16 protein-coding genes are annotated in these 16,480 nt (G+C 58.9%); 13 read left to right on the forward strand and 3 right to left on the reverse strand.

Annotation, left to right across the window (positions count from 1 at the left end; translation table 11 throughout):
* The first annotated feature begins 114 nt into the window (after positions 1 to 114).
* The 6 genes from ACR0MQ_RS08810 to ACR0MQ_RS08835 all read left to right on the forward strand — a co-directional run bounded on the left by ACR0MQ_RS08810 (position 115) and on the right by ACR0MQ_RS08835 (position 7,611).
* Positions 115 to 879, forward strand: a complete 765-nt coding sequence (locus tag ACR0MQ_RS08810; RefSeq protein ID WP_480607744.1) for a uracil-DNA glycosylase — start codon at positions 115 to 117, stop codon at positions 877 to 879.
* Positions 876 to 1,475 (forward strand): metallophosphoesterase family protein, encoded by a 600-nt coding sequence (locus ACR0MQ_RS08815; protein ID WP_480607414.1) that lies wholly within the window; start codon positions 876 to 878, stop codon positions 1,473 to 1,475. Before ACR0MQ_RS08810 ends, ACR0MQ_RS08815 begins: the two co-directional genes overlap by 4 nt.
* Complete coding sequence (locus tag ACR0MQ_RS08820) at positions 1,472 to 2,092, forward strand: LysE family translocator (protein WP_170781276.1); 621 nt, start codon at positions 1,472 to 1,474, stop codon at positions 2,090 to 2,092. The genes ACR0MQ_RS08815 and ACR0MQ_RS08820 overlap by 4 nt, the downstream gene beginning before the upstream one ends.
* A gap of 6 nt (positions 2,093 to 2,098) precedes the next feature.
* A complete protein-coding gene (gene moaB / locus ACR0MQ_RS08825) occupies positions 2,099 to 2,641 on the forward strand; it encodes a molybdenum cofactor biosynthesis protein B (RefSeq protein ID WP_010443618.1) in 543 nt (180 codons plus the stop codon).
* Positions 2,642 to 2,746: 105 nt separating this feature from the next.
* Complete coding sequence (locus ACR0MQ_RS08830) at positions 2,747 to 4,204, forward strand: efflux RND transporter periplasmic adaptor subunit (protein ID WP_480607417.1); 1,458 nt, start codon at positions 2,747 to 2,749, stop codon at positions 4,202 to 4,204.
* A gap of 5 nt (positions 4,205 to 4,209) precedes the next feature.
* On the forward strand, positions 4,210 to 7,611 hold the full coding sequence (locus ACR0MQ_RS08835) for an efflux RND transporter permease subunit (protein WP_170772027.1): 3,402 nt from the start codon (positions 4,210 to 4,212) through the stop codon (positions 7,609 to 7,611).
* Here the strand turns inward: ACR0MQ_RS08835 and ACR0MQ_RS08840 are convergent.
* Entirely contained in the window at positions 7,591 to 8,025 is a 435-nt protein-coding gene (locus ACR0MQ_RS08840) for an NUDIX hydrolase (RefSeq protein ID WP_170772025.1), read from the reverse strand. The two genes, ACR0MQ_RS08835 and ACR0MQ_RS08840, sit on opposite strands and share 21 nt — an antisense overlap.
* A gap of 4 nt (positions 8,026 to 8,029) precedes the next feature.
* Positions 8,030 to 8,842 (reverse strand): protein-disulfide reductase DsbD domain-containing protein, encoded by an 813-nt coding sequence (locus ACR0MQ_RS08845; protein WP_170772023.1) that lies wholly within the window; start codon positions 8,840 to 8,842, stop codon positions 8,030 to 8,032.
* 148 nt (positions 8,843 to 8,990) lie between these two features.
* On the opposite strand from ACR0MQ_RS08845, the gene ACR0MQ_RS08850 reads away from it, so the two are divergent.
* Positions 8,991 to 9,545 (forward strand): YqgE/AlgH family protein, encoded by a 555-nt coding sequence (locus tag ACR0MQ_RS08850; protein WP_170474645.1) that lies wholly within the window; start codon positions 8,991 to 8,993, stop codon positions 9,543 to 9,545.
* Here ACR0MQ_RS08850 and ACR0MQ_RS08855 read toward each other — a convergent pair.
* Positions 9,542 to 10,489, reverse strand: coding sequence for an L-threonylcarbamoyladenylate synthase (locus ACR0MQ_RS08855; RefSeq protein WP_170772021.1), 948 nt, complete (start codon positions 10,487 to 10,489; stop codon positions 9,542 to 9,544). The genes ACR0MQ_RS08850 and ACR0MQ_RS08855 overlap by 4 nt on opposite strands.
* Positions 10,490 to 10,621: 132 nt before the next feature.
* Here ACR0MQ_RS08855 and ACR0MQ_RS08860 point away from each other — a divergent pair, with 132 nt between their 5' ends.
* From ACR0MQ_RS08860 to ACR0MQ_RS08885, 6 genes are all read left to right on the forward strand, one after another.
* Positions 10,622 to 12,325 (forward strand): acyl-CoA dehydrogenase family protein, encoded by a 1,704-nt coding sequence (locus ACR0MQ_RS08860; protein ID WP_480607423.1) that lies wholly within the window; start codon positions 10,622 to 10,624, stop codon positions 12,323 to 12,325.
* Positions 12,325 to 13,371, forward strand: coding sequence for an MBL fold metallo-hydrolase (locus ACR0MQ_RS08865; protein WP_170772017.1), 1,047 nt, complete (start codon positions 12,325 to 12,327; stop codon positions 13,369 to 13,371). Before ACR0MQ_RS08860 ends, ACR0MQ_RS08865 begins: the two co-directional genes overlap by 1 nt.
* A gap of 4 nt (positions 13,372 to 13,375) precedes the next feature.
* The gene (locus ACR0MQ_RS08870) at positions 13,376 to 13,825 is read left to right on the forward strand and encodes a DUF6173 family protein (RefSeq protein ID WP_480607426.1); all 450 of its coding nucleotides are present in this window, start codon (positions 13,376 to 13,378) and stop codon (positions 13,823 to 13,825) included.
* A 64-nt stretch (positions 13,826 to 13,889) separates the two neighbouring features.
* Positions 13,890 to 15,728, forward strand: a complete 1,839-nt coding sequence (locus tag ACR0MQ_RS08875; RefSeq protein ID WP_480607429.1) for a glycerophosphodiester phosphodiesterase — start codon at positions 13,890 to 13,892, stop codon at positions 15,726 to 15,728.
* A complete protein-coding gene (locus tag ACR0MQ_RS08880; protein WP_319546112.1) occupies positions 15,715 to 16,269 on the forward strand; it encodes a hypothetical protein in 555 nt (184 codons plus the stop codon). Before ACR0MQ_RS08875 ends, ACR0MQ_RS08880 begins: the two co-directional genes overlap by 14 nt.
* A gap of 68 nt (positions 16,270 to 16,337) precedes the next feature.
* Positions 16,338 to 16,472 carry an aa3-type cytochrome c oxidase subunit IV gene (locus ACR0MQ_RS08885; protein ID WP_010443630.1) on the forward strand — a complete coding sequence of 45 codons (135 nt, stop codon included), beginning with the start codon at positions 16,338 to 16,340 and terminating at the stop codon, positions 16,470 to 16,472.
* Positions 16,473 to 16,480: the final 8 nt, after the last annotated feature.

Genomic DNA, 16,480 nt, shown 5'->3' on the forward strand with positions numbered 1-16,480 from the left:
AATCAGAAGGAATCGCAGAAATGACACCATGACCCCGCCATGGTCAGTGCGACCCTGTGCCATGGCAAGGTCTATTCGCTTTCCCTCGGTCAAAAGCTGGTTAGATTGAGGGTTATGGAATCGGGCTTGGACCATCATACCGCGCGGGCGCTGCTGGAATGGCAGATCGAGCTGGGCGCAACCGAGGCGATCGGCGATGCGCCGGTGGATCGCTATGCGTTGCCGGACAAAGCATCCAAGGCGAAGAAAACCGCTGCGGTTGAAACTGCGAAAAAACCAGAACCGGTCGACGCCGCAGCAGTTGCGCAACAGGCGGCAAAGACCGCCGGATCGCTCGTCGATTTGCGTGCGGCGATGGAAGCGTTTGATCTTTGCGATCTCAAACGCGGCGCGCGGCAGTTGGTGTTTGCCGACGGCACCCCCGGCGCACGGGTAATGATCATCGGCGAAGCGCCAGGCCGTGATGAGGATCGCGAAGGCAAGCCCTTTGTCGGGCGCGCTGGGCAATTGCTGGACCGGATGCTGGCCGCGATTGATCTGGATCGTCGCGAGAATGTCTACATTACCAACGTGCTTCCGTGGCGCCCTCCGCAAAACCGCGATCCCAAGCCGGAAGAGATTGGCATGATGAAGCCGTTTCTGGAACGGCATGTGGCCTTGGCCAAACCCGAGGTTCTGGTGGTGATGGGCAATATCAGCTGTCAGGCCGTGCTGGGCAAACGCGGTATCACACGGCTGCGCGGGAAATGGGATCAGGCGCTGAACCTGCCAGTTATCCCGATGTTCCACCCGGCCTACCTGCTGCGTCAACCGCAGATGAAGCGACAGGCCTGGGCCGATCTGCTGGACCTGCAAGCGCGGCTGAGGGGCGGGGCATGAGGGTGCTGGCGTTCTCTGACCTGCACATGGCGCGCAACCGCGCCTCCGACTTGGTGGCCGCCAGTGCCGAGGCTGATCTGGTCATTGGGGCCGGAGACTTTTGCAACGCGCGGCGGGGATTAGATGAAGCGATGCAGATGCTTTCGGGCATTGCGGCTCCGCTGGTTCTGGTGCCGGGCAATGCGGAAAGCGCCGAGGAACTGACAGAAGCCGCGCCTGATGGTGTGCATGTTCTGCACGGGACAGGCATGACACTTGATGGTCTGCGCCTGTTTGGGCTGGGCTATGGCGTGCCGGTCACGCCTTTTGGCGATTGGTCCTGCGACCTGACCGAGCCTGAGGCCGCAGAACTGCTGGATCGGTGCGAGGCCACAGATATCCTGATCGTGCATTCTCCACCCAAAGGGCATGGCGATACTACCTCGCAAGGCCAATCGGTTGGCTCAGTCGCCGTTCGAGACGCAGTCGAACGGCTTCAGCCCAAATTCGTCTTTTGCGGGCATATCCATGACAGCTGGGATTACCGAGGCACCATCGGCCGTACACAGATAGCCAATCTGGGGCCCAAAGTGCATTGGTTCGAGGTGAGTTTATGATCGACACGGTAACGCTGCTGGCTTTTATCCCGGCAGCGCTGGCGCTGAATTTCACACCCGGCGCGGATATGATGTTCTGTTTTGGTCAAGGCTTGCGCGCAGGTCCGCGCCCTGCGATTGCCGCAAGTGCCGGGGTCTCTGCAGGCGGTATGGTGCACGTTCTGATTGCCGGTCTCGGCCTTGGCGCGGCGGTCGCTACCCTGCCGTGGCTGTTCGATGTGATCCGCTGGGTCGGGGTGGGTTATCTGCTTTATCTCGCATGGGGTGCGATCAGGAATGGTGCAGTCGCCGCTGACGCACCGAACAGACCCACCCGTTACGCTTTTCGGGACGGGATGCTAGTCAACCTGACCAATCCCAAAGTCATTCTGTTCGTGCTCGCTTTCATCCCGCAATTTATCGATCCAGGGAAGGGTTCGGTATTGGCGCAGTTCCTGATCTATGGCGCAATTCTTGGTGTCGGCGGGTTTGTTGTGAATGGGCTGGTCGGCATTTTCGCTGGCGGCGCAGGTCGGATGCTAATCGGCAATCCGCGTGCCTCGCGTATTCTTGGTTGGGTGTCAGGGGGGATCTTCACCGCTTTGGCCCTCCGGCTTGCTATTATGGAAAGGGCCTGACACCGCATGTCACGCATTGACGAAAGCAAGAAGTTCATTCCCGTCCGGATCGCTGTCCTGACTGTTTCTGACACGCGGTCTCTGGACGAGGATCGCTCGGGCCAGACGTTGGTGGATCGGATCGAAAAAGCGGGCCACTCAGTGGCGGATCGCAGGATTATACAAGATGAGCGCGCTGAGATAGCAAAACAATTGCGTGCTTGGATCGCTGATCCTGAGATCGACGTTGTGATCTCGACCGGCGGCACAGGTCTGACGGGTCGCGATGTTACAGTCGAGGCACATCGGGATGTTTATGAAAAAGAGATCGAGGCGTTTGGCACCGTGTTCACCATCGTGTCTATGGAAAAGATAGGTACTTCCGCCGTGCAATCCCGCGCCACGGGCGGTGTGGCGGGCGGAACCTATCTGTTTGCGCTGCCGGGCAGCCCGGGCGCGTGTAAAGACGCGTGGGATGCGATTTTGGAGAAACAGTTCGATTATCGCCACCGCCCCTGCAATTTCGTGGAAATAATGCCCAGATTGGACGAACATCTGCGACGGAAGTAGACTGGTTCTGCGTTTAACGCATCATAACCGCTTTGTGGCTTGGCATTTTTTGCGACCCGGCTACCTTTGCGGAAGGCAGCATGTGCGACCAAAGGTGAGTGACCGATGCGATTTCTGCGGCAAAGCCTTGTAGGTGTGTTCCTGGCGTTTCTGACGCTGGGCCTTTTGATCGTGGCTGTACAGATGATCTCGGGCGCGGTGCAGGATGTGCTGACGCGGGAAAATCAGACCCCCGAGGCGCGGGAACGCATTTTCGCCGTCAGTGTCCGCGCCGCCGAACCAGAAACTGTTACGCCCTATCTGGAGGCATTTGGTCAGATCCAAAGTCGCCGTCGGCTAGAGCTGCGCGCAGCCTTGGGCGGGCGCGTTGTGTCGCTGGCGGATGATTTCGAAGATGGTGGCACCGTGACCGCTGGTGAGTTGCTGGTTGAGTTGGATCCAGCTGATATGCAGTCAGCGTTAGACCGCGCCAAATCCGATCTTCTGGATGCCCAGTTTGAAGAACGAGACGCGGAACGCTCGCTGCTGCTGGCGCAGGATGAATTGAAATCAGCCGAAGCGCAGGCCGAGCTACGCGACCGGGCTCTTCAGCGTCAACAAGACCTACAGACACGAGGCGTTGGCGCGGCTGCCAGTGTTGAAGAGGCGGAACTGGCTGCAACATCTGCTCATCAGGCAGTTCTGGCGCGCAGGATTGCGTTGGCACAGGCTGAGTCTCGGGTCGATCAGGCCACCACACTGTTTGCCCGCGCCCGCATCGCGCTGGAAGGGGCCGAGCGTGATTTGGAAGACATGACGATCCACGCCGGCTTTGACGGGACGTTGACTGAGGTCACTTTGGTTGAAGGCCGGTTGGTCGCGGCCAATGAAAAGCTGGCTGAACTAGTGGATCCCAACGCGCTTGAGGTCGCGTTCCGGGTCTCGACCGCGCAATATGTGCGATTGTTGGACGCGCAAGGCGGCTTGATTTCCGCACCAGTCACCGTGTCGCTAGAGGTCACTGGGACCGATCTGATCGCGAAGGGCCAAATCAGCCGCGACAGCGGTGCTGCGGGTGAAGGGCAGACCGGGCGTCTGATCTATGCCCGCCTCGATGATGCGCCAGGTTTCAAACCAGGGGATTTCGTCACCGTTTCGGTTGAGGAACAACCGCTGGAGAATGTTGTGCGTCTGCCGTCCTCTGTTCTGGATGCGGCGGGCAACGTGCTGGTGCTTGGTCCGGACGATCGGTTGGAGCCTTTGGCGGTACAACTGATCCGTCGTCAAGGAGATGAAGTATTGCTGCGCGGTGAAGGTCTGGAGGGTCGAGAAGTAGTGATCGGACGGACGCCTCTGTTGGGTTCGGGCGTTCGCGTCCGGCCTCTGCGGGTTGAAGCCAGCACCGAAGTTGATCCCGGCATGGTCGAACTCTCCGACGAAAAGCGGGCTCAACTTGTCGCACAGGTCGAGGCCAGCGATGGGATGTCACAGGCGGATAAGGACCAGGTATTGGGTCAACTGAGCGAGGCAAAGGTACCTGCCGCTCTTGTACGCCGTCTTGATGACAATCGGGCCGGGGGTTAGGCGCCATGATCCGCGAAATTCCCAGCGCGGCAGGCGGTATCCTGAGTTATTTTACCAGGCATCGGACAGCGGCCAATCTGTTGCTGCTGGTCATGTTGGTGTTGGGCTTCGCGGCGATCCCCAACATGCGGGCGCAGTTCTTTCCTGATGTGATCCTTGAACGCGTCGATGTGAATGTCGAATGGGAGGGCGCCGGCCCCGAGGATGTCGACAATGGCATAATCCAACTGCTCGAACCTGCGCTATTGGCTGTCGAGGGTGTGGCCAGTACCGAATCAACCTCGCGCGAAGGATCGGCACAGGTCCGGCTGGAATTTGAACCAAACTGGGATATGTCCCGCGCAGTCGAAGAGGTTCGGACGGCCGTCGACAGTGTCACCAACCTGCCCGAAGACGCCGAGGAGCCGACAATTCGGCGCGGGGCCTGGCGTGATCGTGTCACGGATGTGGTCATCACTGGCCCCATTGAGGCCGAGCAATTGGCTAAGTTCACCGATGAGCTGATCAGCCGCCTCTTTGCCGCCGGGGTCACGCGCACTACAATCCGCGGCTTGGCCGCACCGCGCGTGGTGGTCGAGGTGCCCACAGTGCAGCTGATCGCCAATGACATTTCACTCTCGGATATCGCGGCGGCCATCGCTGCCGAGGTCACGGCTAACCCTGCAGGCGATGTCTCGGGCGCCAATGCGCGCATCCGAACGGGGGTAGAAAAACGCACCCCGGAAGAAATTGAGGGCATCGCCCTGCGCAATTTTGCAGACGGCTCGAAGCTTGTTGTAGGGGATGTGGCTGAAATCAGGGTCGAGGGCGTTACGCGCAATCGCAGCTATTTTGTGGGTGAAAATCCTGCAATGTCGATCCGCGTAGATCGTTCCAATCTTGGCGACGCCATTGGCATCCAGCGCGATGTTGAGGATGTAGTGGCCCAGATGCAGGCGAGCCTGCCCGAAGGCATCACGATTGAGCTGATCCGCACACGGGCGCAAGCCATCACCGACCGTCTGGATATTCTGGTGGACAACGGTCTGTTGGGCCTGGGACTGGTGGTGTGCCTGCTCTTCCTGTTTCTCAACGCGAGGATCGCTTTTTGGGTGGCCGCCGGTATTCCGGTTGCGATGTCAGCGGCTATTGCTCTGATGTATCTGGGCGGGCTGTCACTGAACATGGTGTCTCTGTTTGGTCTCATCATCACGCTGGGCATCGTGGTCGATGACGCCATTGTGGTGGGCGAACATGCCGATTTTCGTGCTCGCCGGCTGGGCGAAGCGCCGATGGTCGCTGCCGAACGCGCAGCCCGGCGCATGGCGATGCCGGTGTTTGCCGCAACCGTCACAACCGTCATCGCATTCTTTGGACTAACCGCGATCGGTGGCCGGTTCGGAGAGTTGATCCGCGACATCCCGTTCACCGTTATTGCGGTCCTGATTGCCTCATTGATCGAGTGTTTTTTGATCCTGCCGAACCACATGGCGCATGCCATCGCACATTCGGCAAAGGAACATTGGTATGACTGGCCAAACCGGGTCGTGAATAGAGGATTCCGCTGGGTGCGGGATCATTTGTTCCGCCCACTGGTCGCGTGGGTGATCTGGGCGCGCTACGTTGTGGTTGCGTTGATGGTTGTCGTTCTGGCCAGCCAGATCGCTCTGTTCATACGGGGGGATGTGAACTGGCGTTTCTTCAATGCGCCGGAACGCGGCTCGGTCACCGGCAATTTTATCATGGTTGAAGGTGCCACACGTGCCGAGACGCTTGAAATGATGCACATGGTCCAGCGGGCCACCGAAGAACTGGGCCAGATCTACGAAGAGCGTCATGGCCGCAATCCCATCGATTATGTTCTGGCAGAAGTAGGTGGATCGGCCGGATGGGGGTTGCGTGCGGCGGATGGGAAGGACAGCGATCTGCTGGGCGGTATCTCGATTGAGTTGATTGATGCCGACTTGCGCCCCTATTCCAGTTTTGAGTTTGTGGGTGAGCTACAGGACTTTGTCCCCCGCCATCCGAAGGTCGAATTGCTCAGTTTCCGCGGCTGGCGCTCGGGCCCCGGTGGCGATGCAATTGACGTGCAATTCTACGGCGCCGATGTGAACACGTTGAAATCCGCGTCCGAAGATTTGCAGGCCGCGCTGTCGAAATACACTGAAGTTTCGGCGCTTGAGGATAATCTGGCGTATGACAAGGAAGAGTTCATTCTGGATCTGACGGCACAGGGCCAGGCGCTGGGTTTCCGCATCGAAACACTTGGCCGCGTATTGCGAAACCGACTGAACGGGATCGAGGCCGCTACTTTCCCGGATGGACCGCGCAGCACCGAGATTCGGATCGAACTGCCCGAGGGCGAACTGACAGCTGATTTTTTGGAACGCACGCTGATGCGGACGCCCGATGGTGTCTACGTTCCGCTGGCCGATATTGTCTCGGTCGAGCGAAAGTCGGGATTCTCGACGGTCCGGCGCGAAAATGGCCTGCGCGTGATCTCGGTGAACGGCGACATTTCCGAGGATGATCCGGCGCAAGCCGCCGAGATTGCTCGGGCGATGCAGGAGGAAATCCTGCCCAATATTGCCTCCGAACGTCAGGTTGAATGGCGCATGGCAGGTCTGAGCGAGCAGGAGGATGAGTTCCTCTCGGAGGCGCGCACCGGGCTAATCCTGTGTCTGACCGGGATTTATCTGGTTCTGGCATGGGTCTTTGCCAGCTGGACGCGGCCATTGGTGGTCATGGCGATCATACCCTTCGGCCTCGTGGGCGCGATTTGGGGGCATTACCTTTGGGATGTGCCGCTGAGCATGTTCACCGTTGTTGGCTTGTTGGGCATGACCGGGATCATCATCAACGACTCGATCGTATTGGTGACCACAATCGATGGCTATCAACAGGAACGAGGGCTGGTACCGTCGATTGTTGAAGGCACCGCAGACCGGCTGCGACCGGTGATGCTGACCACCTTGACCACTGTGCTGGGTTTGACGCCTTTGATGTACGAAAGCTCGCAGCAGGCGCAGTTTTTGAAGCCAACCGTGATCACGCTGGTCTACGGGCTGGGCTTCGGGATGGTGCTGATCCTGTTGCTGGTTCCCGCGCTGCTGGCGATCTTGAACGATGTCTCGCGTCCGATGACTGCGATGCGGCGCGCCCTACGAGCGCCGGATCGAGTGGTGCGCATAGCCGTTCGCGCAACAGGCGCAGCGCTGGCGGTTTGGTTAGGGGTATCAATGATCTGGCCTGCCGTTACGGGTGAACCGATGGTGCTGCTTTCAGACTTCTACCCAACCCCGGATGGGCCAATTGTGTTGCAATTGGGCTTTGGCGTCTTTGCCGCCGGAGCGACGGTGATCCTGTTGTTGGGAGTGCTGCTGTCGAGCTTGTTATACGCACGATTGTCAGGTCGCGCCGAGGCTTGATCGCAAGATCGCAAGCTGCAGCAGGTCGGGTACGCGGCTACTCATGGGAAGGTCACGGGCTTTGATCTGATCGACGGGGAACCACTGCGCGTCCCGCGCGTCATCTGCAGCAACCGGCGTACCCGAAGTGTATCGACACGCGACACCAACCAACAGATAATGCGCCCGGATCAGCCCTTCGCCGTCGCGCAGAAGCAAATCCAGATTATCGAGATATTCCATCGGTTCGGCAATCACACTCGTCTCTTCCCGCAGCTCACGGGCAGCGGCGGCCAAAACAGTTTCACCCCATTCCACATGGCCACCGGGAAAACCCCACAACCCTGCGTCGGGTTGCTTGTTGCGCTGAACCAAAAGCACCTGATTTTCATGAACAACTACGGCCAACGCGCCAATCTTGGGAGTTTGACTCATCCGATCAACCTGCGCTGCATCCCTGTATGTCTACAGCGTGGTTTGCCCCAAGCACCGTGATCCTCACCTCAGACCGATCCAGCGCAAACGGCCCACCCGAGGCGCTGATGATCTCTGAACTTGTGATTAAGGTTTTGCCCTGACGATGTGTTTCGGGTTGCGAAGCCCAGAGCGTCGGGTTGCCCGGTTCGATTATGGCGAATTCGGACCCGCCTGCAGAGGGCATGGTGATATGCGCTTCGATCCGCATCCCGTCCGAAGTGGGCGTCAGGTGGCAGGTTGCGTTCGCCACGCCGGCCTCACGCTCGGAAAACGGGCGCTGGGCAAGGGCTGCTGCGATAGCCGCATGGCGACCGGCTTTTGCGTCCAGTGTGTGGTCAAAATCCAGCTTACCCGGTACACAGACATCTTTGCAGACGCCCAAATCCATCTCACCGCGCAAACGAACGGGTTTTGCAGGGTTCTTGGGTGTGATCTCAACGGGAAGTACCACTTGATCCTCATACCCGACCGAGCGCAGCCCATTTTGATCGAACACATGCGGTGCGGGCCACGTGATCGCGATATCCGCTATGTTGCCAGAGCCTGTCCAATTGAACTGCGGCGGAATGCCCGCATCACCCGGCGCACGCCAATAGGTTTTCCAGCCTTCCTTCAGCGTCAGATGCAAAGCGCCTTGATAGGTGCCCTTGGCGGTCTGGCCACCGTCAAGAACCTCAAGCTGCACCAGGTTACCAACCCCTTGAGCAATCGCAGGTAAGCCAAAGCAAAGAGTGGCCGTCAGACCGGCTGCGGCGGATTTCGAAAACAGTTTCATGTGCAGAACATGCGCATTCTGAGCGTAAATGCCAAGTCACGTTCCGGTCACTTAGGTGAAATGCCCAGAAATCCCGGCTGGTCCCTTGCCATTCCCCGGCATGCGGGTTCATTCTGGTGTCATCCTATGGCGCAAGAGAAGTTTGCTGATGGACCTTACGGGAAAACTGCTGATTGCTATGCCCGGCATGGGCGACCCACGATTCGAACATTCGGTCGTCTATATCTGCAGCCACGGCGAAGATGGCGCGATGGGTTTGATTGTCAACAAGCCTTCAGATCTGCGGATCAAGACCTTGCTGGAACAGCTCAACATCCCGTGCCGCATTCCGGTTGTTGGGGAGCGTCTGGTTCAATTCGGCGGTCCGGTCGAGATGTCGCGTGGCTTTGTGCTGCACAGCGCGGACTACGATGCGAATCTGCATTCGATGCAAATTGCGGAAGATTTCAGCATGACCGCAACGCTCGATGTGCTGGAAGATCTGGCATCAGGCAAGGGACCGCTGAATTCGATGCTGACTCTGGGCTATTCTGGTTGGGGGCCGGATCAGCTTGAGGATGAGATCGCCATGAATGGCTGGTTGACGACCGAAGCGTCCTCAAAACTTGTTTTCGATGTTCCGGATGACGAGAAATGGGAGGCCGCTTTGGCCACGCTGGGGGTTGATCCTCTGACGCTCTCTGCCAGCGCAGGCCGCGCCTAATCGCGGGGGGCCGCCGCGCGGCGAAGGCGGTCGTTGATGGCTGCACCCAACCCATGATCTGGGATCGGTGAAACAGCAATCGGTCGGCCTGTTGCATTCAGCTTGTGTAGCGCCGCGAACAGGTTGGCGGCGGCTTCGGCAAGATCGCTGCTATCTGAAAGGTTCAGATCACAGGTGACATCTCCGAATCCCAGCAATACTTCGGCGCCTTGTGTGGCTTGTGCGTTCAGGCGAACGGGCGCATCCGGCGCGTAGTGGGATTGCAATTGCCCCGGCGCAGTCAGCAGATCACCCGGCTGGTGATGATGCAACTCCGTTTGCAAAACCTCTTCGATTCGTTCCAGCGCCACACCACCTGGCCGCAGCAGAGCAGGGGCTCCGGCCAGACCGACAATGGTGGATTCAAGCCCAACCCCGCAGGGCCCATCGTCCAGAATGGCAGCGATGCGCCCCTCCAGCCCGGTTCGGACATGGGCCGCTGTGGTTGGGCTGATCTGCCCAGACGGGTTAGCCGAGGGGGCCGCCACTGGGCCATCAAATGAGGCCAACAAGGCGCGTGCGGTGGGATGGGCGGGCACCCGAACAGCCAAAGTATCCAGCCCCGCCGTGACGAGTGATGAAATCCCGTGATCATCCTGCAAGGGGAGAACCATTGTAAGTGGACCGGGCCAGAAGGCTTGTGCCAATTGCTCGGCCTGATCGGTCCATTCAACAAACCTTTTTGCTGTTTCGGTTGAGGCTACATGGGCGATCAGCGGGTTGAAGCTGGGCCGCCCCTTGGCCTCATAGATCGCAGCCACAGCCTCGCCATTCCGCGCATCGCCGCCCAGACCATAGACAGTCTCGGTCGGGAAGGCGACCAGCAGCCCTTGCCGCAACAGGTCGGCGGCCTTAGCGATGCCGTCGGCATCTGCTGATAAGTCTTGAGTGCCGAGAATGGTCATAGGTCGTGACGCCGCGTTTTGGTTGCTTGCAGTTCAGGTCACGGTAGGTAATCGTGCCAGCCCAGATGAATACCGGCGTGGGGCCGGGATTCCAACCCCACGCTGACAAACTGCCAGACTCAGAGGGAAACCATGCCCTATCGTGCCCCGATCTCAGACTATGAATTCCTGTTTCGCAACGTGATCGGTTTTGACCAGATCGCCGCGACCGAGAAATTCTCGGAGGCCAGCGATGACGTGGTCAGCGCCATTCTGACCGAGGCCGGGAGAATGTGCGAAGAGATCATGGCCCCGCTTCAACGTCCGGGCGATCTGGAACCCGCGCGGTTGGAGAACGGCGTTTTGCGTACGCCTCCGGGTTACGCAGAAGGGTGGAAAGCGATTGCCGAAGGCGGATGGATCGGGATGAGCGGCGATCCCGAATATGGTGGCATGGGCCTGCCCATGACCATGACCACCGCCGTGAATGAGATGATGAGCGCCGCCTGCCTGTCGCTGCAACTGGCCCCGCTGATGACCCAAGGCCAGATCGAGGCGCTGGAGCATCACGCAAGCGATGCGTTGAAGGCGCTCTATCTGCCGAAGATGATGGCGGGTGAATGGTCGGGCACCATGAACCTGACCGAGCCACAGGCTGGCTCGGATGTCGGAGCGCTGACTTCGAAGGCCGAAGATAATGGCGATGGCACATATTCGGTGACGGGCCAGAAGATCTATATCTCATGGGGCGATAACGACTTTGCCGAGAATGTCTGCCATCTGGTACTGGCGCGTCTGCCCGATGGTGTGCCGGGGACCAAGGGGATTTCGCTGTTTCTGGTGCCGAAATACATCCCCGATGAAAATGGCAATCCTGGCGTTGCCAACGATTTGAAAGTCGTCTCGCTGGAACACAAGATGGGCCTGCACGGGTCCCCAACCTGCGTGATGCAGTATGACGGTGCCAGAGGCTGGCTGGTCGGCAAAGAAAATGGCGGGATGGCCGCGATGTTCACCATGATGAACAACGCACGTCTGGGCGTTGGTGGTGAGGGCGTCGGTGTGGCCGAAGGGGCCTATCAGCACGCGCTTGCCTATGCGTTGGAACGCAAGCAAGGCAGGACGCCCTCGGGCACGATCATCGACCACGCGGATGTACGGCGGATGCTGATGTCGATGCGTGCGGATGTATTTGCCGCGCGGGCGATCATGCTGGCCAATGCCGCTGCGATCGACATGGCGCAGGCCACAGGTGAGGCCGATTGGTCGGCACGAGCAGCGCTGCTGACGCCGATCTGTAAGGCTTTTGGCACCGAGACAGGTATGCGCGTGTCCGAGACAGGCGTTCAAGTGCATGGCGGCATGGGTTTCATCGAAGAAACCGGCGCTGCGCAGTATTACCGCGATGTTCGCGTGACTGCGATCTATGAGGGCACAAACGGCATTCAAGCCATGGATCTTGTGGCACGCAAGATGATGGATGGGGGTGAGGCGGCTTCGAACCTGCTGGATGAGATCGAGGATCAGGCCGAAAAAGCCCGCGCCACAATGCCCGAGCTTGCCGGCCCAGTGTGGGAGGCATCTGAGTCACTGCGTGAAGCCACAGAGTGGATCGTTGCGCAATCAGACATGAATAACCGCTTTGCCGGGGCGTCAGCCTATCTCAAGGCCTTTGCGCGGGTGCTGGGCGGGCATTACCACCTGTCGGCGGCTCTGGCCGATCCCGATGGACCGCGCGCAAAACTGGCGCGCTACTACATCAACGCGCTGCTGCCCGAGCATACAGGCTTGCTGGCACAGGCGCAGAACGGGGCTGATGACCTTTATGCGCTCAGCGCTGAGGAGTTGGCGGTTTGATGGATGGCGAGGGGCCTCAGGTGATGCGTTATCCGTGGGTTGAACCGCCTGCACCCGGCGAATGGGTCGAGGTTGCAGAAGGTGTTCTGTGGATCAGGCTGCCTTTGCCCATGGCGCTGGATCATGTGAATGTATATGCGCTGGATGATGGCGATGGCTGGACGATTGTCGACACCGGGCTTTCGTCGAAGAAAACACGTGCCATCTGGCAGACCCTGATGGAAGGGCCTCTGGCCGGAAAGCCAGTACGCCGGGTTGTGGTCACCCATCATCACCCCGACCACGTCGGCAATGCAGGCTGGTTCCAGACCGAACACGGGGCCGAGCTTGTGACCAGCCGCACCGCTTGGTTGTTCGCCCGAATGCTGACGCTGGATGTGCAGGAGAACTGGCCGAAGGAAACGCTCGATTACTACCGCAGCGCCGGGATGGATGCGGATGTGCTGGCGGGCCGGATGGCTGAACGTCCCTTCAACTTTGCCGACACCGTCTACCCCATGCCGCTGGGCTTTACCCGTGTCAATCAAGGCGACGTGATCCGCATGGGCGGGCGCGACTGGGACGTCCACATGGGCAACGGCCACGCACCTGAACACTGTACCTTTTGGAGCCGCGACGACAATCTGGTGTTGACCGGAGATCAGATTCTCAGCTCGATTAGCTCGAATCTGGGTGTCTATGCGACTGAGCCGATGGCAGACCCGGTTGCTGATTGGCTGGAAGCCTGCGAACGCCTGCAGCCTCTGGCCCGACCCGATCATCTGGTTCTGGGCGGGCACAAGCTACCCTTCACCGGGTTGCCGATCCGGATGCGTCAACTTATCGACAACCATCACGGCGCGCTCGAACGTTTGCTAAGCGATCTAGATCAGCCCAAGACCGCAGCCGAGTGCTTTGCCCCGCTGTTCAAACGTCAGATTAAAGGCGGCGAATACGGCCTCGCGCTGGTCGAGGCGGTTGCACATGTAAACCATCTCTACCACATTGGAGCGGTCACCCGGACGCGCCGCGCGGACGGGGCGTGGGAGTATCAGCGCAAAGGGTAAAGCAATGGACAAGATCGAAACATCGGCGGAAGCCGCCGAATCCGCAGCATTACCCCGTTGCTATGAGGTACACGCCAACCCCGATGCGGCATCGGGTAACAAAGATTTGCCAAAGCCGTTGCAAAAGCCGGTCGAAACCAAGAGCCCTGCTCAATGGGCCTATGAGCGGCTGATCATGTATATCCAGAATTTCGAAAAGACGTTGGATGGCGATCACGAGGTTGCCATGGGCTTTACCGGGGGCGACGCGGGTGTCATGCGGATCGAGGGCATGGGCTACTTTGATCCCGATATCATCACCTTTTATGGCTCGGACGGCGGCGGGGCCAAAACCCAGCTGGTTCAGCATGTCAGCCAGTTGAATGTGATGCTGCGCGCATTGCCCAAGACGGTCGAAGACAAACCGGCCAATCGCATCGGATTCCGGCTGGCGGCTGATCTGGAAGAAAGCTAACGCGCACCCTTGCAATTCACGCTTTCGCAGCCTTGAATGAGTTCACCATTCAGGAGGGCGCCGCGTGACCAATTTCTCAGCCGTAACAACCGCCTATCGCGGCGCTTGGGCCCAGCGGCGTGTTTTTGTGCCTGTCTATGTTGCTGTGCGGTTGTTGCTGGTTGCATTGATCGCCCCCGGCGTTGCCATTGCCGTCAATCTGGCCGTTTCACTGTCGGATCAATCCGCATTGACAGACCAGGACATTGCTATGTTTTTGCTGTCGCCTGCAGGGTTCATCGCGGCGGTTGCGGTGCTCAGCCTGTTCCTGCTTGCTGAAGTCTTTGTTTTCTCTGTCATGGCAGGATCGCTGCGAATGGGTGAGAACGACCCGTGGCGCGCGGGCAGCGCTTCGATTCGCCTGATTTTGACGCGCGTACCTGCGCTTTTCGGATTTGCTGCGCGGTTCATTCTGCGTGTGCTGGTTCTGGCGCTGCCCTTCGTCGCTGTGGCAGGCGTGATCGCGTGGTGGACGCTGACGGAATACGACATCAACTATTACCTCACCTTCCATCCGCCCTCATTCTGGGTTGCAGTGGTGCTGATCGGCTTTGTGGTGCTCTGCCTGGCCTGGGTTCTGATCCGCAGGCTTTCTGCTTGGGCGCTGGCTCTGCATCTGGTGTTGTTTGAAGATTGCAAACCTGCCGAAGCCTTCGCTACTAGTACCGATCGGATGGAGGGCAAACGCGGCCGCCTTAAAATCGAACTGGCCCTTTGGCTTGCGATCCGTCTGGTCATTGCCGCGCTCATCGCGGGTGCCGCCGGGGTGCTGTTCGATCTCGTGCCGTTGCAAGAAAGCGCGAACCTGCGTTTTGCGCTGATTTTCAGCTTCATTGTCGCGGGCTTGTGGTCATTAGCAGGGCTCGTGCTCGCTGCAATAGCACTGGGTGCACTGGCGGTATTGTTGGATGGGTTCTTCGAAACGCAAGCCAACGAGGTTCCCCACCCGGAGCCGGGCAACCTACGCGCGCCGCTCTATGCGGTTGTGGGTGGCGCAACTATTGCTTTGCTGATCGGCCTATGGTCCGGGCAGGAATTGCTCGAGCGTATTCAAGCGCCCGACCATGCCGATGTCATCGGGCATCGGGGCGCGGCGGCGATACGGCCGGAAAACACCATGGCTGCGGTGTTGAAGGCGATCGAAGATGGCGCCGACTGGGTCGAGATCGATGTTCAGGAAACAGCAGACGGTGTGGTTATCATCGCGCATGACAGTGATTTCATGAAATTGGCCGGTGTGCCGCTCAAGGTCTGGGATGCGACGATGGAGGATGTGGCCGAGATCGATATCGGCAGTTGGTTCGGCCCGGAATACGCCTCGGAACGGACGCCGACGCTGTATGATGTGCTTGAGGCTGCCAAAGGTAAGTCCAAAGTCATTATCGAGCTGAAATACTACGGCCATGACGTCGATCTGGAAAACCGCGTCGCTGCGATTGTCGAAGAACTTGAGATGCAAGACGATATCGCCACCATGTCCCTGAAGTATCCTGCGGTGCAGAAAATGAAAGCGCTGCGCCCGGATTGGCGCGCAGGAGTATTGGCCGCCACCGCGATTGGCAATTTGTCGGGGCTTGAGGGCGATTTTGTAGCTGTGAACGCAGCAACGGTTTCGCCGGGTCTGATCCGATCGGTCCACGATGCGGGCAAGGATATCTATGTCTGGACGGTGAACGACCCATTGCAAATGTCGGCCATGGCCTCGATGGGGGTCGACGGGCTGATTACCGACCGTCCCGCGATGGCCCGCGAAGTGTTGCGCGTCCGCGCTGAAATGGGGCCGGGGGAGCGGTTGATGTTGTGGCTGGCAACGGCCTTTGGCCTTTCGATCGAAACCTCTGAGATGCGCGATGCAAACCCATAGACTCGCCGCCCTTTTGGCCTGCTGCGTACTTCCCGCCAATGCGCAGGACTTGATGCGCAGCGTTGAAATGCCCGCGCACAGGGCGTTAGTCGAGTCGATGGAAGGCGCTGAGTTGACCCCGTTTGAAACCGATGGCTGCTCGGGTGGATTATCATCAAGTTGGCGACTAGTCGCTGAGACCTTCCCCAAGTTCAGCTTGCTGTACGAAGAGCATCCTCCGTGGGAGTATTGCTGCGTCACACATGATCGCGCCTATCACAACGCGGGTGGTGCATCACAGGCCGAAGTCAGTTTTGATGCGCGTCTTGCTGCTGATGAAGGACTGCGCCTTTGTGTCGAAGCCCACGGTGATACCCATGCCGAGGACTATGCTGAGCGCTATGATATGACGCCGGATCAGATTCGCTCGGTCCATTCGATTACGTCCGAGGCAATGTTCCTTGCAGTACGCTTTGGTGGTGGTCCGTGCAGCGGTCTGCCCTGGCGCTGGGGATTTGGTTATCCCGGCTGCACGATCTTTGGTCCAACTGCGCGCGAATGACGTCGTGACAGGCCCCGATTTTTGCATTATTCAGCATTCCAAACACGCGAATTGGGATTCTTTGAAACATGGCTGAACATAAGCACGGCGAGATGGACATCACCGTTCAAACCAAAACCTTCGACGGGTTCATCAAATTCACCACCTGGTTTGTGGTGGCATGTATCTTCCTTTGTATTTTCCTGGCGGTATTTGCGGCCTGATCATTTTC

Source organism: Ruegeria sp. AN6 (genome assembly GCF_056540425.1).

What these genes read in the sequence shown, in the direction of transcription:
- ACR0MQ_RS08810 (WP_480607744.1), top strand. Translation starts at nt 115, where the DNA reads ATGGAATCGGGCTTGGACCATCATACCGCGCGGGCGCTGCTGGAATGG.
- ACR0MQ_RS08815 (WP_480607414.1), top strand. Translation starts at nt 876, where the DNA reads ATGAGGGTGCTGGCGTTCTCTGACCTGCACATGGCGCGCAACCGCGCC.
- ACR0MQ_RS08820 (WP_170781276.1), top strand. Translation starts at nt 1,472, where the DNA reads ATGATCGACACGGTAACGCTGCTGGCTTTTATCCCGGCAGCGCTGGCG.
- moaB (WP_010443618.1), top strand. Translation starts at nt 2,099, where the DNA reads ATGTCACGCATTGACGAAAGCAAGAAGTTCATTCCCGTCCGGATCGCT.
- ACR0MQ_RS08830 (WP_480607417.1), top strand. Translation starts at nt 2,747, where the DNA reads ATGCGATTTCTGCGGCAAAGCCTTGTAGGTGTGTTCCTGGCGTTTCTG.
- ACR0MQ_RS08835 (WP_170772027.1), top strand. Translation starts at nt 4,210, where the DNA reads ATGATCCGCGAAATTCCCAGCGCGGCAGGCGGTATCCTGAGTTATTTT.
- ACR0MQ_RS08840 (WP_170772025.1), bottom strand. Translation starts at nt 8,025, where the DNA reads ATGAGTCAAACTCCCAAGATTGGCGCGTTGGCCGTAGTTGTTCATGAA.
- ACR0MQ_RS08845 (WP_170772023.1), bottom strand. Translation starts at nt 8,842, where the DNA reads ATGAAACTGTTTTCGAAATCCGCCGCAGCCGGTCTGACGGCCACTCTT.
- ACR0MQ_RS08850 (WP_170474645.1), top strand. Translation starts at nt 8,991, where the DNA reads ATGGACCTTACGGGAAAACTGCTGATTGCTATGCCCGGCATGGGCGAC.
- ACR0MQ_RS08855 (WP_170772021.1), bottom strand. Translation starts at nt 10,489, where the DNA reads ATGACCATTCTCGGCACTCAAGACTTATCAGCAGATGCCGACGGCATC.
- ACR0MQ_RS08860 (WP_480607423.1), top strand. Translation starts at nt 10,622, where the DNA reads ATGCCCTATCGTGCCCCGATCTCAGACTATGAATTCCTGTTTCGCAAC.
- ACR0MQ_RS08865 (WP_170772017.1), top strand. Translation starts at nt 12,325, where the DNA reads ATGGATGGCGAGGGGCCTCAGGTGATGCGTTATCCGTGGGTTGAACCG.
- ACR0MQ_RS08870 (WP_480607426.1), top strand. Translation starts at nt 13,376, where the DNA reads ATGGACAAGATCGAAACATCGGCGGAAGCCGCCGAATCCGCAGCATTA.
- ACR0MQ_RS08880 (WP_319546112.1), top strand. Translation starts at nt 15,715, where the DNA reads ATGCAAACCCATAGACTCGCCGCCCTTTTGGCCTGCTGCGTACTTCCC.
- ACR0MQ_RS08885 (WP_010443630.1), top strand. Translation starts at nt 16,338, where the DNA reads ATGGCTGAACATAAGCACGGCGAGATGGACATCACCGTTCAAACCAAA.